General features: G+C 59.0%; 26 protein-coding genes. 14 read left to right on the top strand and 12 right to left on the bottom strand.

Going from position 1 to position 23,590, the window contains the following annotated elements:
- Positions 1-127: 127 nt before the first annotated feature.
- Positions 128-1,855 carry a gamma-glutamyltransferase gene (ggt, locus tag FHW68_RS05690; protein WP_183679253.1) on the bottom strand — a complete coding sequence of 576 codons (1,728 nt, stop codon included), beginning with the start codon at positions 1,853-1,855 and terminating at the stop codon, positions 128-130.
- A 150-nt stretch (positions 1,856-2,005) separates the two neighbouring features.
- Between ggt and FHW68_RS05685 the strand changes: the two genes are divergently transcribed.
- Positions 2,006-2,524: a methylated-DNA--[protein]-cysteine S-methyltransferase gene (locus FHW68_RS05685; protein ID WP_095631525.1), complete on the top strand. Its 519-nt coding sequence runs from the start codon at positions 2,006-2,008 to the stop codon at positions 2,522-2,524.
- 56 nt (positions 2,525-2,580) lie between these two features.
- On the opposite strand, the gene FHW68_RS05680 is transcribed toward FHW68_RS05685, so the two are convergent.
- Both FHW68_RS05680 and FHW68_RS05675 read right to left on the bottom strand, forming a co-directional pair.
- On the bottom strand, positions 2,581-3,174 hold the full coding sequence (locus FHW68_RS05680) for an NUDIX domain-containing protein (protein WP_183679251.1): 594 nt from the start codon (positions 3,172-3,174) through the stop codon (positions 2,581-2,583).
- 95 nt (positions 3,175-3,269) lie between these two features.
- The gene (locus tag FHW68_RS05675; RefSeq protein ID WP_095631527.1) at positions 3,270-3,707 is read right to left on the bottom strand and encodes a hemerythrin domain-containing protein; all 438 of its coding nucleotides are present in this window, start codon (positions 3,705-3,707) and stop codon (positions 3,270-3,272) included.
- A gap of 146 nt (positions 3,708-3,853) precedes the next feature.
- Here FHW68_RS05675 and FHW68_RS05670 point away from each other — a divergent pair, with 146 nt between their 5' ends.
- On the top strand, positions 3,854-4,282 hold the full coding sequence (locus FHW68_RS05670; protein WP_183679249.1) for a GNAT family N-acetyltransferase: 429 nt from the start codon (positions 3,854-3,856) through the stop codon (positions 4,280-4,282).
- A 105-nt stretch (positions 4,283-4,387) separates the two neighbouring features.
- On the opposite strand, the gene FHW68_RS05665 is transcribed toward FHW68_RS05670, so the two are convergent.
- On the bottom strand, positions 4,388-4,738 hold the full coding sequence (locus FHW68_RS05665; RefSeq protein ID WP_183679247.1) for a hypothetical protein: 351 nt from the start codon (positions 4,736-4,738) through the stop codon (positions 4,388-4,390).
- A gap of 178 nt (positions 4,739-4,916) precedes the next feature.
- Here FHW68_RS05665 and FHW68_RS05660 point away from each other — a divergent pair, with 178 nt between their 5' ends.
- The 7 genes from FHW68_RS05660 (at position 4,917) to FHW68_RS05630 (ending at position 8,960) form a co-directional block, all read left to right on the top strand.
- Positions 4,917-5,246, top strand: coding sequence for a DUF6388 family protein (locus FHW68_RS05660; RefSeq protein ID WP_183679245.1), 330 nt, complete (start codon positions 4,917-4,919; stop codon positions 5,244-5,246).
- Between the two features lie 244 nt (positions 5,247-5,490).
- Positions 5,491-5,883 carry a sulfurtransferase complex subunit TusD gene (tusD, locus tag FHW68_RS05655; RefSeq protein WP_183679243.1) on the top strand — a complete coding sequence of 131 codons (393 nt, stop codon included), beginning with the start codon at positions 5,491-5,493 and terminating at the stop codon, positions 5,881-5,883.
- 2 nt (positions 5,884-5,885) lie between these two features.
- Positions 5,886-6,248: a sulfurtransferase complex subunit TusC gene (gene tusC / locus FHW68_RS05650; RefSeq protein ID WP_095631530.1), complete on the top strand. Its 363-nt coding sequence runs from the start codon at positions 5,886-5,888 to the stop codon at positions 6,246-6,248.
- On the top strand, positions 6,248-6,541 hold the full coding sequence (gene tusB, locus FHW68_RS05645) for a sulfurtransferase complex subunit TusB (RefSeq protein WP_095631531.1): 294 nt from the start codon (positions 6,248-6,250) through the stop codon (positions 6,539-6,541). The genes tusC and tusB overlap by 1 nt, the downstream gene beginning before the upstream one ends.
- Positions 6,538-6,873 carry a TusE/DsrC/DsvC family sulfur relay protein gene (locus FHW68_RS05640; RefSeq protein ID WP_095631532.1) on the top strand — a complete coding sequence of 112 codons (336 nt, stop codon included), beginning with the start codon at positions 6,538-6,540 and terminating at the stop codon, positions 6,871-6,873. The genes tusB and FHW68_RS05640 overlap by 4 nt, the downstream gene beginning before the upstream one ends.
- Positions 6,870-7,871: a glycosyl transferase family protein gene (locus FHW68_RS05635; protein WP_183679241.1), complete on the top strand. Its 1,002-nt coding sequence runs from the start codon at positions 6,870-6,872 to the stop codon at positions 7,869-7,871. Before FHW68_RS05640 ends, FHW68_RS05635 begins: the two co-directional genes overlap by 4 nt.
- A gap of 90 nt (positions 7,872-7,961) precedes the next feature.
- Positions 7,962-8,960: a glutathione S-transferase family protein gene (locus FHW68_RS05630; RefSeq protein WP_183679239.1), complete on the top strand. Its 999-nt coding sequence runs from the start codon at positions 7,962-7,964 to the stop codon at positions 8,958-8,960.
- Positions 8,961-9,117: 157 nt separating this feature from the next.
- Here the strand turns inward: FHW68_RS05630 and cysG are convergent, their stop codons facing one another.
- The 6 genes from cysG to FHW68_RS05600 all read right to left on the bottom strand — a co-directional run bounded on the left by cysG (position 9,118) and on the right by FHW68_RS05600 (position 16,834).
- Entirely contained in the window at positions 9,118-10,512 is a 1,395-nt protein-coding gene (gene cysG, locus FHW68_RS05625) for a siroheme synthase CysG (RefSeq protein WP_095631535.1), read from the bottom strand.
- A complete protein-coding gene (gene serS / locus FHW68_RS05620) occupies positions 10,513-11,793 on the bottom strand; it encodes a serine--tRNA ligase (protein ID WP_095631536.1) in 1,281 nt (426 codons plus the stop codon).
- A gap of 15 nt (positions 11,794-11,808) precedes the next feature.
- Positions 11,809-12,183 carry a fluoride efflux transporter CrcB gene (crcB, locus tag FHW68_RS05615; RefSeq protein WP_030130939.1) on the bottom strand — a complete coding sequence of 125 codons (375 nt, stop codon included), beginning with the start codon at positions 12,181-12,183 and terminating at the stop codon, positions 11,809-11,811.
- On the bottom strand, positions 12,180-13,505 hold the full coding sequence (locus tag FHW68_RS05610; protein WP_183679237.1) for a replication-associated recombination protein A: 1,326 nt from the start codon (positions 13,503-13,505) through the stop codon (positions 12,180-12,182). The genes crcB and FHW68_RS05610 overlap by 4 nt, the downstream gene beginning before the upstream one ends.
- A 231-nt stretch (positions 13,506-13,736) precedes the next feature.
- Positions 13,737-14,360 carry an outer membrane lipoprotein chaperone LolA gene (lolA, locus tag FHW68_RS05605; RefSeq protein WP_007904916.1) on the bottom strand — a complete coding sequence of 208 codons (624 nt, stop codon included), beginning with the start codon at positions 14,358-14,360 and terminating at the stop codon, positions 13,737-13,739.
- Positions 14,361-14,428: 68 nt separating this feature from the next.
- Positions 14,429-16,834 carry a DNA translocase FtsK gene (locus FHW68_RS05600; protein WP_183679235.1) on the bottom strand — a complete coding sequence of 802 codons (2,406 nt, stop codon included), beginning with the start codon at positions 16,832-16,834 and terminating at the stop codon, positions 14,429-14,431.
- A 306-nt stretch (positions 16,835-17,140) separates the two neighbouring features.
- On the opposite strand from FHW68_RS05600, the gene trxB reads away from it, so the two are divergent.
- The 4 genes from trxB to infA all read left to right on the top strand — a co-directional run bounded on the left by trxB (position 17,141) and on the right by infA (position 20,121).
- Entirely contained in the window at positions 17,141-18,100 is a 960-nt protein-coding gene (trxB, locus tag FHW68_RS05595; RefSeq protein ID WP_183679233.1) for a thioredoxin-disulfide reductase, read from the top strand.
- 68 nt (positions 18,101-18,168) lie between these two features.
- On the top strand, positions 18,169-18,849 hold the full coding sequence (gene aat / locus FHW68_RS05590; RefSeq protein WP_095631540.1) for a leucyl/phenylalanyl-tRNA--protein transferase: 681 nt from the start codon (positions 18,169-18,171) through the stop codon (positions 18,847-18,849).
- Between the two features lie 87 nt (positions 18,850-18,936).
- The gene (locus FHW68_RS05585) at positions 18,937-19,644 is read left to right on the top strand and encodes an arginyltransferase (RefSeq protein WP_095631541.1); all 708 of its coding nucleotides are present in this window, start codon (positions 18,937-18,939) and stop codon (positions 19,642-19,644) included.
- Positions 19,645-19,902: 258 nt separating this feature from the next.
- On the top strand, positions 19,903-20,121 hold the full coding sequence (infA, locus tag FHW68_RS05580; protein WP_002553999.1) for a translation initiation factor IF-1: 219 nt from the start codon (positions 19,903-19,905) through the stop codon (positions 20,119-20,121).
- A 279-nt stretch (positions 20,122-20,400) separates the two neighbouring features.
- Here the strand turns inward: infA and clpA are convergent, their stop codons facing one another.
- Both clpA and clpS read right to left on the bottom strand, forming a co-directional pair.
- Positions 20,401-22,671: an ATP-dependent Clp protease ATP-binding subunit ClpA gene (gene clpA / locus FHW68_RS05575; RefSeq protein ID WP_183679230.1), complete on the bottom strand. Its 2,271-nt coding sequence runs from the start codon at positions 22,669-22,671 to the stop codon at positions 20,401-20,403.
- 30 nt (positions 22,672-22,701) lie between these two features.
- The gene (gene clpS, locus FHW68_RS05570; RefSeq protein WP_015094394.1) at positions 22,702-23,064 is read right to left on the bottom strand and encodes an ATP-dependent Clp protease adapter ClpS; all 363 of its coding nucleotides are present in this window, start codon (positions 23,062-23,064) and stop codon (positions 22,702-22,704) included.
- A 224-nt stretch (positions 23,065-23,288) separates the two neighbouring features.
- On the opposite strand from clpS, the gene FHW68_RS05565 reads away from it, so the two are divergent.
- Positions 23,289-23,573, top strand: a complete 285-nt coding sequence (locus FHW68_RS05565; protein ID WP_095631620.1) for a cold shock domain-containing protein — start codon at positions 23,289-23,291, stop codon at positions 23,571-23,573.
- The last annotated feature ends 17 nt before the right edge of the window (positions 23,574-23,590 follow it).

Below are 23,590 nucleotides of genomic sequence, written 5' to 3'. Positions count from 1 at the left end.
CTGCCGAAGGCTGCGATCTTTTGATCTTGCTTTCGCAGACATCAAAGGCAAAAGATCGCAGCCTTCGGCAGCTGCTACGGGGATCGGTGGCCACCCAGGGAGCGGAAGTGGCCGCTGATCGCCTGCTTCAGTAACCGAGTGACAACCCGGTATTACGCCGTGGATCGTTCGCGCCATAGAAGCGGTTCTTGCCCACAGGCTTGCCTTCCAGCGAAGGCGCACCTACCAGAATAGCTGCGATATGGTTGGGGTCCTGCGGCCCGGCAAATTTGTGCCCCCAGCTTTCGAGCATCTTCCTGGTGTCCGGGCTGGTGGCGAAATTCTCAAGGTTGGTTTCTTCCGGCAGCCATTGCTGGTGGAAACGCGGCGCATCCACCGCTTCCTGGATGTTCATGCCGTAGTCGATCACGTTGAGGATGGTCAGCAGGGTCGCGGTGATGATGCGGCTGCCACCGGGGGTACCGACGACCATCACGACCTTGCCGTCCTTGGTGACAATGGTCGGGCTCATGGACGACAGCGGCGCCTTGCCGGGGGCGATGGCGTTGGCTTCGCCCTGCACCAGACCGTACATATTCGGCACGCCGATTTTCGAGGTGAAGTCGTCCATTTCATCGTTGAGGATGACCCCGGTTTTGCTCGCCATCACGCCTGCACCGAACCAGTCGTTGAGGGTGTAGGTCACCGACACCGCATTGCCCCATTTGTCGACGATCGAGTAATGGGTGGTGTTGCTGCCTTCATGAGGCGCCACGCCGGGTTTGATCTCGCGGGACACGCCGGCCTTCTGCGGATCGATGACTTCACGAATTTTGGTCGCGTAGTTTTTATCCAGCAGATGGGCAATCGGGTTCTTCACGAAGTCCGGGTCGCCCAGGTAGCTGTTGCGGTCGACATAGGCGTGGCGCATCGCTTCGATCTGATAGTGCATCGCCTGCGCCGAGCGGAAGCCCAGCTCTTTCATCGGGTAGCCATCGAGGATGTTCATGATCTCGCAGATCACCACGCCACCGGAGCTTGGCGGTGGCGCCGAGACCACATGATAGCCACGGTAATCGCACTCGATCGGCGCCAGTTCCCGGGTCTGGTATTTATCGAGGTCGGCCTGGGTGATGATGCCCTTGTTGGCCTGACTGGAGGTGACAATCGCGTCGGCCACCCAGCCTTTATAGAACCCGTCGGCGCCCTTCTCGGAAATTTCCCGCAGGGTTTTGCTCAAGTCTTTTTGTACGAGTTTCTGGCCCACCTGCATCGGCTCGCCATTGCTCAGGAAAATCGAGCCCGAGTCGCGCATGTCTTTCTTGAAGACGTCGGTGGCGTACTCCAGCAAATCGACATCGCCCTGCTCCAGCACAAAACCATCTTCGGCAAGCTTGATCGCCGGGGCAATCACTTCCTTGCGGGGTTTGGTACCGTATTTCTTCAGGGCCAGTTCCATGCCCGAGACGGTGCCCGGCACGCCAACGGCAAGATGGCCGCGGGTGCTCAGCTCCGGGATGACGTTGCCTTCTTTGTCGAGGTACATGTCGGGGGTCGCGGCCAGCGGGGCTTTTTCACGGAAGTCGAGGAAGGTCTTGCGCCCGTCCGCCAATTGAATCGTCATGAAACCACCGCCGCCCAGGTTACCCGCCGCGGGGTACACCACCGCCAGCGCATAACCTACCGCAACGGCGGCGTCGACGGCGTTGCCGCCACTCTTGAGCACATCGACGCCGACGTGGCTGGCCAGATGCTGGGCGGTGACGACCATGCCGTTTTCGGCCGCGACCGGGGCGACGGAGGCCGCGTGGGCCGTCAGGCAACTCAACGCCAATCCGGTCGCCATGAGCGTTTTGACAAAAGGTTCGAACTTCATGAGTCGGTCTCTTTTTGTTTTAAGGCTCTGTACCAAAACAGAGGGAACGGTTCAAAAGCACAGGCAAGTATGGTCGCGATTGCGTATTGCGCCTCCCCGACCAGGCAGTATGCTGAGCCCCTGTTCTGCACTTTTACGGAGTCCGCCGGCATGCCCTATACCTTCACCACCTTGGCGTCTCCGGTCGGCGAATTGAAACTGGTCGCGAAAGGCGCACGACTGGCAGCCATTCTCTGGGAAAACGACAAACCGGGTCGGGTCAGGCTGGGGCCGATGACTGAAGCAGCGGACAACCCGATCCTGGTGCGCACCGCACAGCAGTTGCAGGAATACTTCGCCGGCACGCGTAATCGTTTCGAACTGGAGCTGGATTTTGCCGGGACCGAATTTCAGCAGAAGGTATGGCAGGCGCTACTGACGATTCCATTTGGCGAAACGCGCAGCTACAGCGAGATTGCCCGGCAGATCGGCAATCCCAGCGCGGTTCGGGCGGTGGGTGCGGCGAATGGCAAGAACCCGATTTCGATTGTCGCGCCTTGCCATCGGGTGATTGGTGCGTCGGGGAAACTGACGGGGTTTGCCGGTGGGCTTGAGGCGAAAGAGCGGTTGCTGACACTCGAAGGGTACGAGTGCCGCGAGGCTGGCAGAACAGATGATTTGTTCATCTAACGGACCAGGCGAACCGCCCTTGTAAAACCGCAGAGCCGTGTACCTCGCAGCCCGGATCAAACCGCGCCGAAGACATCTTTCATCGCCGCATACTGCAGCAGCATGATGGTTTTGGCATCGCAGATCTCCCCGCGATGGAACGCCGCCAGAGCCTCGTCGAACTTCCACTCCAGCACTTCCAGCTCTTCGGTTTCTTCTTCCAGCCCACCGCCATCACTGACTTTGGAGGAGGCGTCGTACTCGGCGATGAAAAAATGCAGCTTTTCAGTCACCGAGCCGGGGCTCATATAGGCCTCGAAAACCTTCTGCACATGGTGGACGCGATAGCCGGTTTCCTCTTCGGCCTCTGCCCGAATGCGCTCTTCAGGCGCAACGCCTTCCAGCAACCCGGCGGCCACTTCAATCAGCAAACCATCGTGGCCGTTGACGAACACCGGCAAGCGAAACTGGCGGGTCAGTACGACGGTTTTCTTTTCGCGGTTGAACAGCAGAATCGCTGCACCGTTACCCCGGTCGTAAACCTCGCGAGTGTGACGCTGCCAGTCGCCGTTGTTGCGCAAGTAATCGAAAGTGATTTTCTTCAGCAGGTACCAGTCGTGGGACAACACCCGGGACTCGATGATGTTGACCCGCTCGGCTGTGTTCGACATGACAATCTATCCTTATATTCGTCAGAAAGCGCACATGGTAGGCGAAACAGAAAAGCCCGGCGACTGTGATTCCAAGTCAGCTTTGCACTGCACTCTCAGGAAAGATGCGCCTTGTATTCTTTCTGATATTGCCCGGCAAGGGTTTCCTTCTGTTGCTCGTCGAGCAACTTGCCGGCCATCTGGAAGAACTTCTGCTCCTCCTCTTTCAAGTGGTGATGGACCTTTTCTGAGAGCTTTTTCGCCGTCGCCAACCAGGACGGACTGGACATTTCGGTCGCATCCAGCGCTTCCATCATCTCGTCCATTTCGTGGTGCTCGGAGATGGCGTGGCGGCTAAGATCCACGCCGTTGTCGAACGCCATCAGCGGCACGTAGAAATGGCGTTCTTCAGCGGTTTCGTGGGCCTGAAGCTCGGATTTGAGCCGTTTGTAAGCCTCGACCCGTTCCGGAGTGTCGCCCTGGGTTTGAATCAGCGCATCGGCATAGCAGCGCTGACGGTCGTGGCTTTCGCGCAAGGCTTCAAAAATGTTCACGGGCTGTCCTCAATGGCTGCGTTCGACAATGACGTTGTTCAGGCTAGACATTCCCGGGACTGCGGCGGTTCCTTCGGTTACAGGGGATAGAACAATCGCCACAACCGGGATAGGCTCCGTGTTCATGCCATAAGGATGTGTAGCCTATGACCTTGCGAATCGAACTGTCGAAAAATGCCACTCAGGAAGAACGCGATGCGATCCTCACGCCGCTGCGTGCCTATAACGCCTCAAAGACCGGGACCACGGTGTCGGAGCAGATTGCTTTGCTGGTACGCAATGACCGCGACGAAATTCTCGGCGGGCTTTACGGCCGAGTGTTTTACCAGTGGTTTTTCATTGAGTTGTTGTCAGTGCCGGAGCTGGCCCGGGGACAAGGGATGGGCTCGAAGCTGATGCAGATGGCCGAAGAGCTGGCACGGGAAAAGGAATGTATCGGGATCTGGCTGGACACCTTCGACTTCCAGGCGCCGGAGTTTTACAAGAAGCATGGCTACAGCGAATTGGGGCACATTGCCGATTACCCGCCGGGCCATAAGCGCTTCTTTTTTCAGAAGCGTTTGATGGATTTGTAACCTTCGATTTTCGGGGGGGCCCCAAAAGATCGCAGCCTTCGGCAGCTCCTACATGGGATTGCGTTCATCCTGGAGCTGCCGAAGGCTGCGATCTTTTGATCTTGCTTACAAGCAGGTCGCCAACGCCGCCAATCGGCGCTTGGCGACAAAATCGTCATGCTGCGCGTAGTAGCTCAACGCTGTACCTGAGGCATCGTTGCTCACGTCCACGAAGGACTCGGCCGAACGGGTGTAGACCGTCGAACCGCCCTTCTTGCCCGGCTGCAAATACGCACCCGCATCAACGCCAAATACCGCTTCGTCCTGCCAGGCAAACTGCACGCACTGGGCGACGACTTTTTCCGGTTTGTCCGAGTTCAGGGTTTTGTACGGGGGTTTGGTGCGGGCGTCATTCATCGTCGATCCGGCGCAGCCCGCCAGCAAGGTTGCGGCCAGCGCCACCATCAGAATTCGCATTGCATTCGCTCATCAGGAAAAAGCGGACTGTATCACCGCAACGCAGCGCATCGTTCTGCTTTACTTCATTTATAGGGCAAGACCGTGCGCCATTACTGCCGCATCAACCATTTTTCCGGGCCCATTTTTCTGGCGCGGCTGCCAAGGCGAGCAAAAAGCAGTCTTCCTAGGAGTGACCATGGCGGCAACCGAACAGCAATACGAGCAGGCGCTGAAAAAATTTCTCGATGAACGCCCTGAGCTGCGCATCGCACTGGACAACCTGAATCCACTGTTGGCCCAGGCCAAGGGCGAGACAGTGGCGCAGTACCGCGACGAGCGTTTGCATGAAGCGTTCGAAGCGGAGGCTGAGCGCCTGGGTTTGTTTGCCTGGGAGCTGACGCTGCAACTGACTGTCGCCACGCCAGAGGACTATCAGGCCCAACGCCTTGAGGTGCACAAGGAAGTCGCGGAGATGGCCGGCATGGACTGGCTGGAGTATTGCGAGCTATATGGGTTAACCCAGTAATCATCGCTGTTCAAGGCAGCTTTCGCCGATGCTGCCTTCGCCCTTGGCAGGTCGGGTTATATGCCGCGCTGAATCTTGTATTGATTGTGCGAGCCTCATCGCGGGCAAGCCACGCTCCCACAGGATTTAGGCCATCCCTGTGGGAGCGGGCTTGCCCGCGATGGGGCCCGCACAGACAACATCGATTTAGCCGCCCCGCCGATAAAGCTTTATCATGGCCGCAGTTTTGCTGATCGAGCCCATCATGAAATTCGCCATTGCGCTGTTTTCCGCCGCCCATGCCCCCTCCTCGCGCCGCGCCTTGCTGTTCGCCCAGGCCACGCTGGCCGGCGGGCATGAGATTGTCCGGCTGTTTTTCTATCAGGATGGCGTCTACAACGCGTCCGCCAGCGTGGTCACGCCTCAGGACGAGCAGGATTTGCCCAAGCAATGGCGCAACTTTGTTACTGAGCATCAACTCGATGGCGTGGTCTGCATCGCCGCCGCCCTGCGCCGTGGGGTATTGAACGAGGAAGAAGCCCAGCGCTACCAGCGTGAAGCGGTAGCGGTGGGTACGCCGTGGGAATTGTCCGGCCTCGGCCAGTTGCATGATGCAGTGCAAGACGCTGACCGCTTGATCTGTTTCGGAGGCGCGTGAAAATGGCCAAATCCTTGCTGATTATCAGCCGTCAGGCGCCGTGGTCCGGGCCGAATGCGCGTGAAGCGCTGGACATCGTACTGGCCGGCGGTGCGTTCGATCTGCCGATCGGTCTGCTGTTTCTCGATGACGGCGTGTTCCAGCTCGCCAATAAACAGAATGCCAAGGCCCTGCAACAGAAAGACCTGAGCGCCAACCTGCAAGCCTTGCCGATGTTTGGTGTCGAGGACCTGTTCGTGTGCGGTGAAAGCGCCGCGACCCGTGGTCTGGACCCCGAAAACCTGTCGCTTGAAGAAGCCCGGGTGCTGGACGCCCAGGAAATCACGTCCCTTATTGATCGTTACGACCAGGTGATCACCCTCTGATGTCGACTTTGCATGTGTTGTCCCATTCCCCTTTCGGCGACGATCGCCTGAACAGTTGCCTGCGCGTGATCGGCGCCAACGATGCGCTTTTGCTGAGCGGCGATGCGGCTTATGCCTTGCAGCCAGGCACCGCGCCATTCAGCGCGCTGCACGCCCGCGGCCTGAAGTTGTTCGTCATGGCCGAAGATGCTCAGGCACGGGCGCTGCAAGTCCCGGATTGGGCCAAGGCCATCGACTACCCGGCTTTCGTCGAACTGTCGATTCACTACGACAAGGTCAACAGCTGGCTATGAAATCCCTGACGGTCGGCGCCCGCGCCATTGAACTGGACAAGGACGGTTTCCTGGTCGAACTGAGCGACTGGTCTGCCGAAGTGGCCGTCGCCCTCGCCGCCGCCGAAGACATCGAGTTGAGCCCGGAACACTGGGAAATTCTCGAACTGCTGCGCAGTTTCTACGACGAATTCCAGCTGTCCCCGGCGACCCGCCCACTGATCAAGTACACCGCATTGAAACTCGGCCCCGACAAGGGCAACAGCCTGCACCTGAACCGACTGTTCAAAGGCACCCCTGCCAAACTCGCCGCGAAACTGGCGGGCCTGCCCAAACCGACGAATTGCTTATGACCGACTATCCAGCACTGACCCTCGAAACACCCGCCGAGCACCCGTTCGCCCAATTCGTGCGGATTCTTGGCAAGGGCAAACGCGGTGCCCGCAACCTGACTCGCGAAGAAGCCCGCGAGGCCATGGGCCTGTTGCTCGACGACAAAGTGGAAGACACCCAACTCGGTGCCTTCCTGATGCTGTTGCGGCACAAGGAAGAAAGCGCCGAGGAAATGGCCGGGTTCGCCGAAGCCGTGCGTGAACGCCTGAATCCGCCAGCGCTGGCGGTTGATCTGGACTGGCCGACGTATGCCGGCAAGAAGCGTCACTTGCCGTGGTACCTGCTGGCGGCCAAGTGCCTGGCGCAGAACGGCGTGCGCATCTTCATGCATGGCGGCGGCGCGCACACGGCCGGTCGGCTGTACAGCGAACAATTGCTCCAGACGCTGAATATTCCACTGTGCCGCGACTGGCAGCAGGTCGGCGCGGTGCTCGATCAGGGCGGGCTGGCGTTCATGCCATTGGTGGACTGGGCGCCGCAACTTCAGCGAATGATCGACCTGCGCAACACCTTGGGCCTGCGCTCGCCGATCCATTCCCTGGCGCGGATTCTTAATCCGTTGGGTGCCCGTTGCGGCCTGCAAAGCATTTTCCATCCCGGCTATCAGGCCGTGCATCGCGAAGCCAGCGGTTTGCTCGGCGACACCGCCATCGTGATCAAGGGTGATGGCGGCGAAATCGAGATCAACCCGGATGCCGACAGTCATCTGTATGGCACCACCGGCGGCGAAAGCTGGGATGAAGAATGGCCCCAATTGTCGACCCAGCGCCACGTCAAACCGGCCAGCCTCGACCCCGATCATTTGAAAGCGGTATGGCGTGGCGACGTGGTCGACAGCTACCCGCAAATGGCATTGATCTCGACCATGGCCCTGGCGTTACGCGGCCTCGGCCAGACCCGCGAGCAAGCGTTCGAAACCGCCCGGCAGTATTGGGATGCAAGGGATCGATCGATTTAACCGATCATAAACGCCCAACCTTTGCGCTTTTTGTTCGAACCTATGCGCATAGACTCCTCTCCAACGCTTATCGGTCGAGGAGTTTTGAACATGGGTTTGTTAGTCGAAGGTCGCTGGCAGGATCAGTGGTATGAAAGCAAGGACGGCACGTTCCAGCGTGAACAGGCACAACGTCGCAACTGGCTGACCGCCGACGGCAAGCCAGGCCCGACCGGCGTCGGTGGTTTTGCCGCCGAGGCCGGTCGCTATCATCTCTACGTCTCCCTCGCCTGCCCGTGGGCCCATCGCACGTTGATCCTGCGTAAGCTCAAAGGCCTGGAAAGCCTAATCGATGTATCGGTGGTGAGCTTTCTGATGCTGGAAAACGGCTGGACCTTCGACAAGGCTCACGGCTCGACCGGCGACAAGCTTGGCGATCTGAAATTCCTGCACCAGCGCTACACCACTGATACCGCCAACTACACCGGCCGCGTCACGGTGCCAGTGCTCTGGGACAAGCAGACAAATCGCATCGTCAATAATGAATCGGCGGAAATCATCCGCATGTTCAACAGCGCTTTTGATGAGTTGACCGGCAATGACCTGGATTTTTACCCGGCGCCATTGCGGGCCGAGATCGATGCGCTGAACGAGCGGATTTATCCGGCCGTGAATAACGGCGTCTATCGCGCCGGGTTTGCCACTTCGCAGCAGGCTTATGAAGAAGCGTTCGATGAATTGTTTGCTGAGCTGGATCGGCTGGAGCAATTGCTGGGCGCGAATCGGTACCTGACGGGCGAATACCTGACGGAAGCGGATATTCGGCTGTTCACTACGATGATTCGTTTCGATGCGGTGTACTTCGGGCACTTCAAGTGCAACCTGCGACGGATCGCCGATTATCCGAATCTGTCGAACTGGTTACGGGAGATTTATCAGTGGCCGGGGATAGCCGAGACGGTGAGTTTCGAGCACATCAAGAATCACTATTACGGCAGCCACAAAACCATCAATCCGACCGGGATCGTGCCTAAAGGGCCGGCGCAGGATTTCACTGCGGCTCATGATCGGGCGCGGTTGAAGGGGAAAGGGGTTTGGCGCAAGGCCTGACGGAACACTGAAACCTGATCAACTGTGGCGAGGGGGCTTGCCCCCGTTCGGCTGCGAAGCAGTCGCAAACCGGCGGACGCGGACTATCAGTGAGACCCCGTTCGTCGCTTTCAGGGCCGCTGCGCGCCCCAACGGGGGCAAGCCCCCTCGCCACAAGTCAGACCTGCGCCTGAGCCCCTTCGAACCACGCCAGTTTCTCGCGCAGTTGCACCACTTCCCCGACGATCACCAATGTCGGCGCATGCACTTCATGCTCCGCCACCAGCCGTGGAAGGTCGGCCAGGGTGCCGGTAAACACCCGCTGATTGACCGTGGTGCCCTGCTGGATCAACGCCGCCGGGGTATCGGCCGCGCGACCGTGTTTGATCAATTGCTCGCAGATGATCGGCAGGCCCACCAACCCCATGTAAAACACCAGGGTCTGCGCCGGCGCGACCAGATCGGCCCACGGCAAATCGGTGGAACCGTCCTTCAAGTGCCCGGTGACAAACCGTACCGACTGCGCGTAATCGCGGTGAGTCAGCGGAATCCCGGCATAGGCCGCGCAACCACTGGCCGCGGTAATGCCCGGTACCACCTGGAACGGAATGCCCTGGGCCGCCAGTTCTTCGATCTCTTCGCCACCGCGCCCGAAAATGAACGGATCGCCGCCCTTCAAGCGCACCACGCGTTTGCCGGCCTTGGCCAGATCCACCAGATGCTGGTTGATCTGCTCCTGAGGCACGGCATGATCGGCTCGGCGCTTGCCAACGTAGACCCGCTCGGCATCGCGACGGCACAAATCCAGAATCGCCGGCGCCACCAGACGGTCATACAGCACCACATCGGCTTGTTGCATCAGACGCAGGGCGCGGAAGGTCAACAGGTCGGGATCACCCGGCCCGGCGCCCACCAGATAAACCTCGCCGATAGCCACAGGTGCTTCGCCGTTGATTTTCGCCTGCATCAAGCGCTCGGCCTCGGCGCCCTGCCCAGCCAGTTGCCGGTCGGCAATCGGGCCCTGGAACACATCCTCCCAGAAGGCCCGGCGCTGTTGCACATCCGGAAACAGGCCTTTGACCTGAGTACGGAAACGCGCCGCCAGACCGGCCAGTTGCCCGTAGGTGGAAGGAATCCAGGTTTCCAGCTTGGCGCGAATCAATCGCGCCAGCACCGGCGCGTCGCCGCCACTGGACACCGCAATGATCAATGGAGAACGGTCGACGATTGCCGGGAAGATCACGCTGCACAGGGCCGGCGCGTCCACCACGTTGACCGGTACGCAACGCCGATGAGCATCGGCGGAGACTTGCGCGTTCAGTGGTTCGTCGTCGGTGGCGGCGATGATCAGCCCGCAACCGTCCAGATCCGTTTCGACGTAGCCACGCACCAGGCACTCGCCACCGCTGCCGACCACCAGCTCGCGCAGTTGCGGTTCGATTTGCGGTGCAACCACCCGCAGCAGCGCACCGGCTTCGGCCAGCAGGCGGGATTTGCGCAAGGCAATCTCCCCTCCGCCGACGACCAATACACGACTGCCGCGAAGGTTATGAAACAGCGGCAGATAGTCCATTTAGCCGATGACCTCAAGGCCACCCATGTACGGCTTGAGCACCTCAGGCACACGGATCGAACCGTCAGCCTGCTGGTAGTTCTCGAGCACCGCCACCAGGGTACGACCGACCGCCAGGCCGGAACCGTTCAGGGTGTGAACCAGCTCAGGCTTGCCGGTTTCCGGGTTGCGGAAACGCGCTTGCATGCGGCGGGCCTGGAAATCACCGCAGTTGGAGCACGAGGAAATCTCGCGGTATTTGTCCTGGCTTGGAATCCACACTTCCAGATCGTAGGTCTTGACCGCGCTGAAGCCCATGTCGCCCGTGCACAGCGCCAGGGTGCGATACGGCAGTTCCAGCAGTTGCAGGACTTTCTCGGCGTTGGCGGTCAGGCTTTCCAGCGCTTGCATCGAGGTCGATGGCTCAACGATCTGGACCATCTCGACCTTGTCGAACTGGTGCTGACGGATCATGCCGCGAGTGTCGCGACCCGATGCACCGGCCTCGCTGCGGAAGCACGGCGTGTGCGCCACGAACTTGATCGGCAGCAGTTTCGAATCGACGATCTCGCCAGCGACGATGTTGGTCAGCGACACTTCAGCGGTCGGGATCAGGTACAGATCGGCTTCGCCATCGCGGCTGATCTTGAACAGGTCTTCTTCGAACTTGGGCAGCTGACCGGTGCCCTGCAACGCAGGCGCTTGCACCAGGTACGGGGTGTAAGCCTCTTCGTAACCGTGTTCGTTGATGTGCAGGTTGATCATGAACTGTGCCAGTGCACGGTGCAGACGGGCGATCGGGCCGCGCAGCAGGGCGAAACGGGCGCCGGACAGCTTGGCGGCGGTTTCGAAGTCCAGCCAGCCGAATTTCTCGCCCAGGGCCACGTGGTCCTGAACCGGGAAATCGAAGGCTTTAGGCGTGCCCCAGCGGCGCACTTCTACGTTGCCTTCTTCGTCATCGCCGACCGGCACCGATTCGTGCGGCAGGTTCGGGATGCCCAGCAGGATCGAATCCAGGTCGGTCTGGATCGCATCCAGTTCGAGTTTGCCGGCGCTCAATTCACCCGCCATACGCTCGACGTCCGCCATCAATGGCGCGATATCTTCGCCGCGCTGCTTGGCCTGACCGATGGACTTGGAGCGCGCGTTACGTTCAGCCTGCAGAGCTTCGGTGCGGGTCTGGACGATCTTGCGCTGTTCTTCCAGCGCTTCGATGCGCGCAACATCCAGGGCAAAGCCACGGGATGCCAGGCGGTCCGCTACGTCCTGAAGGTTGCTACGTAACAGTTTGGAATCGAGCATGTCGGTTTCTCGTTATCAAAGTTTGGTCAAGGACAGGCCAGCCCAGGTGGCGAGCAGCCCGCCGAATACGCTGATGGCCGCATAGCCCAGGGCCAGCGGCACTTGCCCGGTTTCCAGCAGGCGCACCGTATCCAGTGAAAAGGATGAAAAAGTCGTCAGCCCCCCAAGGAAGCCGACCATCAACCCGGCGCGCACCGCAAACGGTACCTCCGGGCGTATCAAAAACAGGCCGTACAAAACGCCGATCAGCAGACAGCCCACGATATTAACGGCCAGCGTCGCGGTATAGAAGTGCCGCGGCCAATTCGCGTTGATCCAGTTACCCGTGGCGAAGCGCAACAGCGTACCGGCGACACCGCCGACAGAAACGGCAACGATCAATGGAATCACTTTTTTCTCCGCTGTCGGGGGCTTAGACGATCAAGCTGCGCCAAGTGGTTAAGCTTTTCGCCAATCTTCAGCTCCAGGCCGCGGGGCACGGGTTGATAGAACCGTTGCGGTTCGAGTTCCTGCGGAAAGTAGTCTTCGCCAGCGGCGTAGGCATCCGGTTCATCGTGGGCATAACGGTATTCATCGCCATAACCCAATTGCTTCATCAACTTGGTCGGCGCATTGCGCAGGTGCAGCGGCACTTCGAGGGAACCGTGTTCGGTGGCGCTGCGCATCGCGGCTTTGAAGCCCATGTACACCGCATTGCTTTTCGGCGCGCAGGCCAGATAGGTGATGGCCTGGGCCACTGCCAACTCACCTTCGGGGCTGCCAAGGCGCTCCTGCACTTCCCACGCCGCCAGGCACAGGCTCAGGGCGCGGGGATCGGCGTTGCCGATGTCTTCGCTGGCCATGCGCACCACGCGTCGGGCCAGGTACAGCGGGTCGCAACCGCCGTCGATCATCCGCGCGAACCAATACAGCGCGCCATCGGGATTGGAGCCGCGCACTGATTTATGCAGCGCGGATATCTGGTCATAGAAGGCTTCGCCGCCCTTGTCGAAGCGTCGACGGGTGTCGCCGAGCAGACTTTGCAGCAAATCGACGCCGATTTCGCTGTTGTCTTCGGCCAGGTCCGAGGCGTTTTCCAGCAGATTGAGCAGACGCCGGCCATCGCCATCGGCGGCGGATAACAGCATCTGGAAACCTTCGTCGCTGAGGGTCAGGTGCCGCTTGCCCAGCCCGCGCTCTTCGGTCAGCGCGCGATGCACCAGCTTGCGCAGGGCCGCTTCGTCGAGGCTTTTGAGCACATAGACGCGCGCCCGGGACAGGAGCGCGTTATTGAGTTCGAATGAGGGGTTTTCGGTCGTCGCGCCGATGAAAATCAGCGTGCCGTCTTCAACATAAGGCAGGAACGCGTCCTGCTGGGACTTGTTGAAACGATGCACTTCGTCGACAAACAGGATGGTGCGTTTACCGTATTGCCCGGCCTGCTGCTTGGCGACCTCCACTGCCTGGCGGATTTCCTTCACGCCGGCCAGCACCGCCGAAACCGTTTCGAAGTGCGCATCGGAGACTTCCGCCAGCAACCGCGCCAACGTGGTTTTACCCACCCCTGGCGGCCCCCAGAAAATCATTGAATGCAGGGCACCCTGCTCCAGCGCTTCGCGCAATGGCTTGCCGCGAGCGAGCAGGTGTTCCTGACCGACGTACTCGTCCAGATTGGTCGCACGCAGGCGTGCGGCCAAGGGCTGAGCAATCGGGGCGCTGCGAAACAGGTCCATCACGTACTGTTGAAACCTCGGGATATTACATAGTTCTCAAGTTTGGCGAACATCCTGTGGTAGAGCGACTGCCTGTGGCGAGGGGGCTTGCCCCCGTTCGACTGCGAAGCAGTCGTAAAACCATCGCGTGCGCAGTATTGGTAAACCGCGATTGCAGGTTTTGGGGCCGCTTTGCGACCCAACGGGGGCAAGCCCCCTCGCCACATCGCCCGCTCCCACAGGTTATGCGTCTTACTCCTGGATCACGTCGGCACCCTTGGGGATGTCGAACTTGAACTTGGACGCCGGTATCGGCTCGTTGGCCTTCACACCAGTAAACAGGATATTGGTGCGCTGACCGACGCTGTCAATCAGCTGCATGTCATTGACCAGACCGTTGCGGAACGACAAACGCAGGCTGTCGAACAGGGTGTCTTTGGTTTTCGGCTTCAGGGTGAAGTCGATCACGCCGCCAGCCTCTTTGGCGCTGATGTCGAAGCTCTGGCTGATCTTGGACACATCACCGGACAACAACAGGGCCGGCGTCTGGGTCAGACGCTGGTCGAGGGTCTTGATGGTGACTTGCTCCAGGTCCGGGTCCCACAGGGAAACCTTCTTGCCATCGGACACCATCAGTTGCTCTTGCGGCGCATCGGTGTGCCAGTAGAACAGGCCCGGGCGCTGCAAGGACATCTGACCGGCGGTTTCCTGCAACTGGGTGCCGCTGCCATCAAGGGTCAGCTGGGAGAAACGCGCGGTCAGGGTCTGGGATTTTTCCAGCAGTTGAGTCAGACGCGCCACGTCCTTGTCATCGGCGTGGGCCGAGAGCGTGGTCAGAGCCAGTACCGGCAGCAGCAACATGCGGATAAGACGCATGGGAGTCCTCATAAACATTCGTGGGAGTGCGGGCGGCGTCTCAAGACACCGCCCCTTTCAAAACCGGATCAGTCGCGCACCGGGCCGGGGGCCAGGACTTCACGCGAACCGTTAGTGTTCATGGACGTCACGACCCCGGCCATTTCCATGGCTTCGATCATGCGCGCCGCGCGGTTGTAGCCGATTTTCAGCTTGCGCTGAACCGCAGAGATGGACGCACGACGGCTTTCCAGGACGAACTGCACCGCTTCGTCGTACAGCGCGTCGGTTTCGGCATCGTCATCACCGCCACCGCCGCCATTTTCAAAACCGCTACCGGCCTCTTCGACACCGGCGAGGATGTCGTCGTTGTATTCCGGTGCGCCGCGCAGTTTCCAGGCTTCAACCACCCGATGAACCTCATCGTCGGACACGAACGCACCGTGAACACGAATCGGCAGGCTGGTACCCGGCGGCATGTACAACATATCACCGTGGCCCAGCAGTTGTTCGGCGCCGCCCTGGTCGATGATGGTCCGCGAATCGATCTTGCTCGATACCTGGAACGCCATACGCGTCGGAATGTTCGCCTTGATCAGACCGGTGATGACATCAACCGACGGCCGCTGGGTCGCGAGAATCAGGTGGATACCGGCCGCACGTGCCTTCTGGGCGATACGGGCGATCAGCTCTTCAACCTTCTTGCCGACGATCATCATCATGTCGGCGAACTCGTCCACGACCACGACGATAGTCGGCAACTTTTGCAGCAACGGGGCCTCGTCGTGAATGCTTTCGCGCTTGTACAGCGGATCGCTCAACGGCTCACCGGCGTCCTGGGCTTCCTTGACCTTGGCGTTGAAGCCCGAAAGGTTACGCACGCCCATCTTCGCCATCAGCTTGTAGCGCCGCTCCATTTCCGCGACGCTCCAGCGCAAGGCGTTGGCGGCGTCCTTCATGTCGGTCACCACCGGGCACAGCAGGTGCGGAATGCCTTCGTAGATAGACAGTTCAAGCATTTTCGGGTCGATCATGATCAGCTTGGCGTCTTCCGGGCCAGATTTGAACAGAATCGACAGGATCATCGCGTTCACACCCACCGACTTACCGGAACCGGTCGTACCAGCCACCAGCAAGTGCGGCATTTTCGCCAGGTCGGTGATCACCGGTTTACCGCCGATGTCATGCCCCAGGGCCAGGGTGACCGGGGACTTGAAGCTATCGTACTCGGGGGTCGACAAGACTTCGGAGAAACGCACGATCTGCCGGTCTTCGTTAGGAATCTCGATACCGACCGTGGTTTTGCCCGGGATCACTTCCACGACACGCACACTGGTCACGGCGAGGGAACGGGCCAGGTCTTTCGCCAGATTGGAGATGCGGCTGACTTTGACGCCGGCTGCTGGCTGGATTTCGTAACGGGTAATCACCGGGCCCGGGTGAATCGAATCCACCGAAACTTCGACGCCGAATTCCTTGAGCTTGATTTCCAGCAAATGGCCGACGGCCGCCAGGGATTCGGGCGAATAATTGAGTTGTTTCTTTTCCGCGGGGTCGAGAATCGAGATCGGTGGCAAGGTGCCTTCCACGGCGCTGTCGACAAACAACGGCGCCTGCTTCTCTTTTTCCACGCGTTTGCTAGGGGCTGCCGGTTTGGGCGGAGCCGGGGCAATTACCGGTGGCACCTGTTTCTCGCGCTCGGACATGTGTTTGCTCAACGCTTGCTCACGCTCGATCAGGCGCTCCTTGACCTTGGCCTGCTCGCGTTTGTCGGTGACAGTCGGCGCGACCACATCATGCATGCGATCGTCGACCTCACGCAGCTGGGCAACCAGTTGCTTGCGCTCGACACGGGCCGCCCACCAGCGATTGGCCGCCCCCTGAAACAGTTCGAACAGGTCAAGGGTGATCTTGCCGGTGACGTCCATCACCTTGAACCACGACAGGTCGGTGAACACCGTCAGGCCGAACAGGAACAGCGCGATGAACAATAACGTGCTGCCCTGGATGTTCAGCGCGTTCCGGGCCAGATCGCCGAGACTTTCACCCAAAGCGCCACCCGCGCCGGCCGGCAGACCAGTCGCCGCATGGAAATGGATGTGGGCCAGCGCCGCACCGGACAGCACGAGGAATACCAGGCCGATCAGGCGCCAGGAGAACAGCCAGCCGCTCCACTGCCACGGTTCATGGCGTTGGCGGAAGATCTGATACGCCTTGACCGCCAGCAGCAGCGGGAAAATATAGGCGAAGTACCCCAGAACCATGAACAGGATGTCGGCGCTGTAAGAGCCGGCCGGCCCGCCGAAGTTCTGCACATCGTCGATCTTGCTGTTATGGCTCCAGCCCGGATCGTCTTTGCCGTAGGTCAACAAAGCCATCATCAGGAACAGGCACAAGGCGCCGATGGCGATCAATGCACCTTCCTTGAGCCGGTAGTGCAATTGCTGGCGCCAGAGCGGGACGACTGTTTTAGGTGCTGCGGTGGATTTCTTCAAAACGCTTCTTTTCCTGCGCCCATGGCGCGTCCATCTGTTGAATGACTATAAAAACTGCCCAATCCAGGCAGGTAAAAAAGTTAACAGGCGCAACTGGGACTACTTTTAACACTGTGCCCCGGTTTTTCGGAATACGGCACGCACCGCTTTTTTGATACAAACACTGTTACAAGCAGGCATTGTACGGGTTTGTTCGCCCGATGCCATGCTTGAGACCCTTGGGTGCAGCATAGCCAACAGCACAGTACGCGCAGTCCAATTTGAGCATGCATTCTCTTTTGTGACAAAGGCTTATGAGGTGTTTTTATGAGTGAAGCGAAGCATTCCCGCCTGATCATTCTGGGTTCCGGCCCTGCCGGTTACAGCGCCGCCGTTTATGCCGCTCGCGCCAACCTGAAACCCGTTGTCATCACCGGCATCCAGGCAGGTGGCCAGCTGACCACCACGGTCGAAGTCGACAACTGGCCCGGCGACGTCGAAGGCCTGACCGGCCCGGTACTGATGGAACGCATGCAAAAACACGCCGAACGCTTCGATACACAGATCGTTTACGACCACATCCATACGGCCAAGTTGCAACAGCGCCCGTTCGAACTCATCGGCGACAGCGGCACCTACACCTGCGATGCGCTGATTATCGCCACCGGCGCTTCGGCCCAATATCTGGGGCTGCCATCGGAAGAAGCCTTTGCCGGCAAAGGAGTCTCCGCCTGCGCCACCTGCGATGGGTTCTTTTACCGCAATCAGGTGGTCGCGGTGGTCGGCGGAGGTAACACGGCCGTAGAAGAAGCGCTGTACCTGTCGAATATCGCCAAGGAAGTTCATCTGATACACCGTCGCGACAAATTGCGCTCGGAGAAGATCCTCCAGGACAAACTGTTCGAAAAAGCCGCCAACGGCAATATCCGTCTGCACTGGAACCAGAATCTGGACGAAGTATTGGGCGATGCCAGCGGCGTGACCGGTGCCCGCCTGCGGCACAGCCAAACGGGCGAAACCCATGAATTGCCGCTGGCCGGTGTATTCATCGCCATTGGCCATAAGCCCAATACCGACCTGTTTCAAGGCCAGCTGAAAATGCGCAACGGTTATCTGCTGATCAAGGGCGGCAGCGAAGGGGATGCCACCGCCACGGACATTGCAGGCGTGTTCGCCGCCGGTGACGTGGCCGATCATATTTACCGCCAGGCGGTGACCTCCGCCGGGGCCGGCTGCATGGCCGCGCTGGATGCGGAAAAGTATCTCGATGACATCCCTACCGTTTGACGGTTAACCTCCTCGAAGGCGGGCTCAGCGGCCCGCTACCGCCCTCCTCTTCTGCAAGCCCGGATGCCATGCTGACTTGGTTACAACGCAACACATTGACCTTCCCGCCGCTGGAAAAAGCCATGCGCGAGCCCAACGGGCTGCTGGCCGCGGGCGGCGATCTGTCCGCCGATCGGCTGATTCAAGCCTATCGTCACGGCTGCTTTCCGTGGTTTTCGGAGGGCCAGCCGATTCTCTGGTGGTCGCCGGATCCGCGCACGGTGCTGTTTCCCGACGAACTGCATGTTTCCCGCAGCTTGAACAAACTGCTGCGCCAAAAGCGCTATCAAGTGACCTTCGATCGGGATTTTGCCGCGGTCATCCGCGCCTGCGCCGCACCGCGCGAACACGCAGACGGCACCTGGATCACCCAAGCGATGCAGGATGCCTATATCGAACTGCACAGGCGTGGTTACGCCCACTCGGTGGAAGTCTGGGACGATGGCGCGCTGGTCGGCGGGCTCTACGGCTTGGCCATGGGGCAGTTGTTCTTCGGCGAATCGATGTTCAGCCGCGCCGACAACGCCTCCAAATATGGCTTCGCTACCCTGGTGCGACACCTGAAAGACTCGGGTTTTGTACTGATCGACTGCCAAATGCCTACCGATCATCTGCACAGCTTGGGCGCCCGCGCGATTCCCCGCCGGGAATTTGCCGGCTACCTTGCGCGACACCTGGATCAACCCGACCGTGCCACTTGGGTTTGCTGAGCGACATTGGCGCGTGTGGCTTACACTTAATGCGGGGAAACTCATTGAGAGCAACCCCTAATCAAAAGCTTATCCCGAGGGTTGATCATGACCGAGTTGGCGCGTTTGAAGTTTTATGCCACTCAGCCCCACTCTTGCAGTTATCTGCCCGAGGAGCAGGCCACGACGCTGTTCCTCGACCCTAGTCAGCCCATGGATGTGCACGTCTATGCAGACCTGTCGGAAATGGGCTTTCGTCGCAGTGGCGATCATCTATACCGGCCCCATTGCCAGCATTGCAATGCGTGCGTACCGGCGCGCATTCCTGTGGCGCAATTTACGCCCAACCGTCAGCAAAAACGCATTGTCAAACGTAATGCCGACTTGCAGGTACGTCCGACCAGACCCAAGTTCAGCGAAGAGTACTTCGACCTTTATCAGCGCTACATCGAACAACGTCATGCCGACGGCGATATGTATCCACCGAGCCGCGACCAGTTTTCGACCTTCCTGGTACGTGACCTGCCATTCTCCCGTTTCTACGAATTTCGTCTCGAAGGCCGCCTGCTGGCCGTGGCCGTCACCGACTTGCTGCCCAACGGCCTGTCGGCGGTCTATACCTTCTATGAACCCGAGCAGGAGCGTCGTAGCCTGGGGCGTTATGCCATCCTCTGGCAAATCGGCGAAGCCCGACGCCTGGGGCTGGAAGCGGTTTATCTCGGCTACTGGATCAAAAACTGCAAAAAAATGAGCTACAAGACCCAATATCGCCCTATCGAACTGCTGATTAATCAACGTTGGGTCATCCTGAGCTAGTGCTCTGTCTCGCAAACACTGTTCCTTTTTGACGGCGTCTGTTGTCATCATGCTGCGTTGCCGCTCCTTGCCATAGCGGGCAATGACTCGTCGCGGCGCCTTGCCTGACGACAACAGCCACTCGCCAAAAGAGGAACGTATTTGTGAGACAGGACACTAACCCCTTGGCTTGAACCCCATTTTTCGGGCACAATGCACGCCGCTTTTGCCTGGCGCAGTTGCACCGGGCCATTCATTGGACACCGAGGGCTTTACTGCATGTCGAAAGAAGACAGCTTCGAAATGGAAGGCACTGTCGTCGACACCCTGCCCAACACCATGTTTCGTGTGGAGTTGGAAAATGGGCACGTCGTAACCGCGCATATCTCCGGCAAGATGCGCAAGAATTACATCCGTATTCTTACCGGCGACAAAGTGCGCGTCGAGCTGACGCCCTATGACTTGAGCAAAGGGCGCATCACCTACCGCGCTCGCTAATCAAGTCAATACAAAACGCCCGGCTATGCCGGGCGTTTTTGTTTGTGGATCGTTGCGGATCATTCCCATGCTCTGCGTGGGAATGCCTCAACGGACACTCTGCGTTCGGCTTTTGAAGGGACGCGGAGCGTCCCGGACTGCATTCCCACGCGGAGCGCGGGAACGATCAAAGATCAAAAGATCGCAGCCTTCGGCAGCTCCTACAGGGGGATCGGCGTATAACAGACAGGCAGCAGAAAGGCGCTTTTCAGCGCCTTTCTGCTTTGTTGCGGTTTAACGTCAGGCCATTTCAGCCGTAGTCTCGAACTCGAAGGTCAGTTCGCCATCCTTGATGTCGATGTGTACCACACCGCCATGTTCGGCCAGTTCGCCAAAGAGGATCTCTTCGGCCAGTGGACGCTTGATCTTGTCCTGAATCAAGCGCGCCATTGGACGAGCGCCCATTGCCGAGTCGTAACCACCCGCTGCCAGCCAGCTGCGAGCAGCGTCGGTGACTTCCAACAGCACCCGCTTGTCTTCCAGCTGCGCCTGAAGTTCGGTAAGGAACTTGTCCACCACGCTTTTAATGACCTCATGGCTGAGGCGACCAAACTGGATAATGGTGTCCAGACGGTTACGGAATTCCGGCGTGAAGCTCTTCTTGATCACTTCCATCGCATCGGACGAGTGGTCCTGATAGGTGAAACCGATCGAAGCACGGGCTGCAGTTTCGGCACCGGCGTTGGTCGTCATGATGACGATCACGTTACGGAAGTCCGCCTTGCGCCCGTTGTTATCGGTCAGCGTACCGTGATCCATGACCTGCAACAGCAGGTTGAAGACTTCCGGATGCGCCTTTTCGATTTCATCGAGCAACAGCACGCAATGAGGCTGCTTGGTGATGGCTTCGGTCAGCAGACCGCCCTGATCGAATCCGACATAGCCTGGAGGCGCACCGATCAAGCGCGATACGGTGTGGCGCTCCATGTATTCGGACATATCGAAGCGAACCAGTTCGACACCCAACGCCTTGGCCAGTTGCCGCGCGGCCTCGGTTTTACCCACACCGGTCGGCCCTGCGAACAGGAACGAACCGACGGGCTTGTCAGGCGACTTGAGGCCGGCACGGGACAGTTTGATCGCGGTCGACAGCGAGTCGATCGCCGCATCCTGGCCAAACACCGTGAGCTTCAGGTCACGTTCAAGGTTACGCAGCAGCTCTTTGTCGGAACTGGTGACGTGTTTTGGTGGAATTCGCGCGATTTTCGCGACGATGTCCTCGACCTGAGGTACTTCGATGCGTTTCACGCGCTTATCGATCGGTTGCAGACGCTGGAAGGCGCCCGCCTCGTCGATGACGTCGATGGCCTTGTCCGGCATGTGCCGGTCATTGATATAGCGCGAGGCCAGTTCCGCAGCGGCGCGTAGGGCTTCATCGCTGTATTCGATGCTGTGGTGCGCTTCGAAACGCCCTTTCAGGCCACGCAGGATGCCAATGGTGTCTTCCACCGAAGGTTCCGATACATCGACCTTCTGGAAACGCCGAGCCAAGGCACGGTCCTTCTCGAAGATTCCGCGGAACTCCTGGAACGTGGTCGAACCGATGCAACGGATATCGCCGGATGAGAGCAATGGCTTGAGCAGGTTCGAGGCATCCATGACACCACCGGACGCTGCACCCGCACCGATGATGGTGTGGATTTCGTCGATGAACAGGATCGCCTGCGGACGTTTTTTCAGCTCATTGAGCAGCGCCTTGAAGCGCTTCTCGAAATCGCCACGGTATTTGGTCCCGGCCAGCAAAGCCCCCAGATCGAGGGAATACACCACGCTGTTGGCCAGCAGGTCCGGCACCTGATTGTCGACAATGCGTTTGGCCAGGCCTTCGGCGATCGCGGTCTTGCCCACGCCCGCCTCGCCCACCAGCAACGGGTTGTTCTTGCGACGACGCGCGAGGATCTGCGCGACGCGCTCGACCTCCAGCTCACGGCCTACCAACGGATCGATACGACCCTGGCGCGCCAGTTCGTTGAGGTTGCTGGCATAAGCATCCAGAGGATTGCCTGAAGAAGAAGACTCACCGCCCTCGTCGTCCTGCATATCTTGTTCACCTTCAGAGTGATCGCCATGCCCCGGCACTTTGGAAATGCCATGGGCGATGTAATTGACGACATCGATGCGCGCAACGCTCTGCTGCTTGAGCAGAAACACGGCTTGACTCTCTTGCTCACTGAAGATTGCGACCAGCACGTTTGCGCCAGTCACTTCGCGTTTGCCCGAGCTCTGTACATGAAAGACAGCACGTTGCAGTACACGCTGGAAGCCCAGGGTTGGCTGGGTTTCACGATCCTCGTCATGAAGAGGGATCAATGGCGTGGTGGAGTCGATGAACTCCTGCAGATCATGCTTGAGTTTGTCGAGGTTTGCGCCGCAGGCACGCAAAACGGTGGCGGCAGCCTCGTTATCCAATAGGGCCAGCAGAAGGTGCTCGACAGTCATGAATTCATGACGCTTCGAGCGAGCCTCCTTGAAGGCAAGATTGAGGGTGACTTCGAGCTCGCGGTTTAACATAGCTTCACCTCATACCCAAGTGGTCGGCGATTAACCGTCCTTCTCGATTTCACAGAGTAGCGGATGCTGGCTTTCCCTGGCGTACTGGTTGACCTGCATGGCCTTGGTCTCGGCGATGTCGCGGGTAAACACTCCACATACTGCCCGTCCTTCTGTATGGACGGCCAGCATGACCTTGGTCGCCAGCTCGCGATTCAGGTTAAAAAACACCTCGAGCACTTCGACGACGAAATCCATCGGTGTGTAGTCATCGTTGAATAAAACCACCTTATACATCGGTGGCGCCTGTAAAGCAGGCTTAGCCTCCTGAACAGCAATGCCTGCGGAATCGTCGTCGTGTAAATCAGGGCGATCCTGATTGAATGTTAGTCGAATCTGGCTGATTGCATGCATGGAAAGAAAGGTTCGTCAGTTGTGCGAATACAGTGGTGGGGGCTGCCATCGAGGATTTCAACTCCGACTGCCCGGTCACCTTGACTATCGGAAAATCGGTGTTACAAACAATAGAGCCCACAGTGGGTAAAAAAGGTCCGCGGAGTCAATCTATTTGAAAGATTAGACTGCGGATTAACTGGATGATACTCCAGTGATGGAGTCTGTTGCAGAGGGATATGGGTATGGCTGTCGGTAAGGTGAAATGGTTCAACAATGCCAAGGGGTTCGGTTTCATTAACACCGACGCCAGAGAAGGTCGTGACGAGGATGGCAAGGATATCGATTTTTTTGCCCACTATTCGGCCATTGAGATGGACGGATACAAGACCCTCAAAGCCGGACAAGCCGTAAGTTTCGAGATTATCCAGGGCCCAAAGGGACTTCACGCGGTGAAAATTGCACTGATTGACAATGCCAACGAACAGGCTGCGACCGCCGCCCGACAACAGGAATCGGTATCGAGCTGACGCAATCTGATCATCCA

It is taken from the genome of Pseudomonas sp. Tn43, from assembly GCF_014192635.1.
Lineage (GTDB): Bacteria > Pseudomonadota > Gammaproteobacteria > Pseudomonadales > Pseudomonadaceae > Aquipseudomonas.
Note: the sequence above shows the minus strand (reverse complement) of the source record. Positions and strands in the feature narration are given on the sequence as shown.

Bases quoted from the DNA above. Each gene is read 5' to 3' on its own strand.
- ggt (WP_183679253.1), bottom strand. From the start codon at position 1,855: ATGAAGTTCGAACCTTTTGTCAAAACGCTCATGGCGACCGGATTGGCG.
- FHW68_RS05685 (WP_095631525.1), top strand. From the start codon at position 2,006: ATGCCCTATACCTTCACCACCTTGGCGTCTCCGGTCGGCGAATTGAAA.
- FHW68_RS05680 (WP_183679251.1), bottom strand. From the start codon at position 3,174: ATGTCGAACACAGCCGAGCGGGTCAACATCATCGAGTCCCGGGTGTTG.
- FHW68_RS05670 (WP_183679249.1), top strand. From the start codon at position 3,854: ATGACCTTGCGAATCGAACTGTCGAAAAATGCCACTCAGGAAGAACGC.
- FHW68_RS05665 (WP_183679247.1), bottom strand. From the start codon at position 4,738: ATGCGAATTCTGATGGTGGCGCTGGCCGCAACCTTGCTGGCGGGCTGC.
- FHW68_RS05660 (WP_183679245.1), top strand. From the start codon at position 4,917: ATGGCGGCAACCGAACAGCAATACGAGCAGGCGCTGAAAAAATTTCTC.
- tusD (WP_183679243.1), top strand. From the start codon at position 5,491: ATGAAATTCGCCATTGCGCTGTTTTCCGCCGCCCATGCCCCCTCCTCG.
- tusC (WP_095631530.1), top strand. From the start codon at position 5,886: ATGGCCAAATCCTTGCTGATTATCAGCCGTCAGGCGCCGTGGTCCGGG.
- tusB (WP_095631531.1), top strand. From the start codon at position 6,248: ATGTCGACTTTGCATGTGTTGTCCCATTCCCCTTTCGGCGACGATCGC.
- FHW68_RS05640 (WP_095631532.1), top strand. From the start codon at position 6,538: ATGAAATCCCTGACGGTCGGCGCCCGCGCCATTGAACTGGACAAGGAC.
- FHW68_RS05635 (WP_183679241.1), top strand. From the start codon at position 6,870: ATGACCGACTATCCAGCACTGACCCTCGAAACACCCGCCGAGCACCCG.
- FHW68_RS05630 (WP_183679239.1), top strand. From the start codon at position 7,962: ATGGGTTTGTTAGTCGAAGGTCGCTGGCAGGATCAGTGGTATGAAAGC.
- cysG (WP_095631535.1), bottom strand. From the start codon at position 10,512: ATGGACTATCTGCCGCTGTTTCATAACCTTCGCGGCAGTCGTGTATTG.
- serS (WP_095631536.1), bottom strand. From the start codon at position 11,793: ATGCTCGATTCCAAACTGTTACGTAGCAACCTTCAGGACGTAGCGGAC.
- FHW68_RS05610 (WP_183679237.1), bottom strand. From the start codon at position 13,505: ATGGACCTGTTTCGCAGCGCCCCGATTGCTCAGCCCTTGGCCGCACGC.
- lolA (WP_007904916.1), bottom strand. From the start codon at position 14,360: ATGCGTCTTATCCGCATGTTGCTGCTGCCGGTACTGGCTCTGACCACG.
- trxB (WP_183679233.1), top strand. From the start codon at position 17,141: ATGAGTGAAGCGAAGCATTCCCGCCTGATCATTCTGGGTTCCGGCCCT.
- aat (WP_095631540.1), top strand. From the start codon at position 18,169: ATGCTGACTTGGTTACAACGCAACACATTGACCTTCCCGCCGCTGGAA.
- FHW68_RS05585 (WP_095631541.1), top strand. From the start codon at position 18,937: ATGACCGAGTTGGCGCGTTTGAAGTTTTATGCCACTCAGCCCCACTCT.
- infA (WP_002553999.1), top strand. From the start codon at position 19,903: ATGTCGAAAGAAGACAGCTTCGAAATGGAAGGCACTGTCGTCGACACC.
- clpA (WP_183679230.1), bottom strand. From the start codon at position 22,671: ATGTTAAACCGCGAGCTCGAAGTCACCCTCAATCTTGCCTTCAAGGAG.
- clpS (WP_015094394.1), bottom strand. From the start codon at position 23,064: ATGCATGCAATCAGCCAGATTCGACTAACATTCAATCAGGATCGCCCT.
- FHW68_RS05565 (WP_095631620.1), top strand. From the start codon at position 23,289: ATGGCTGTCGGTAAGGTGAAATGGTTCAACAATGCCAAGGGGTTCGGT.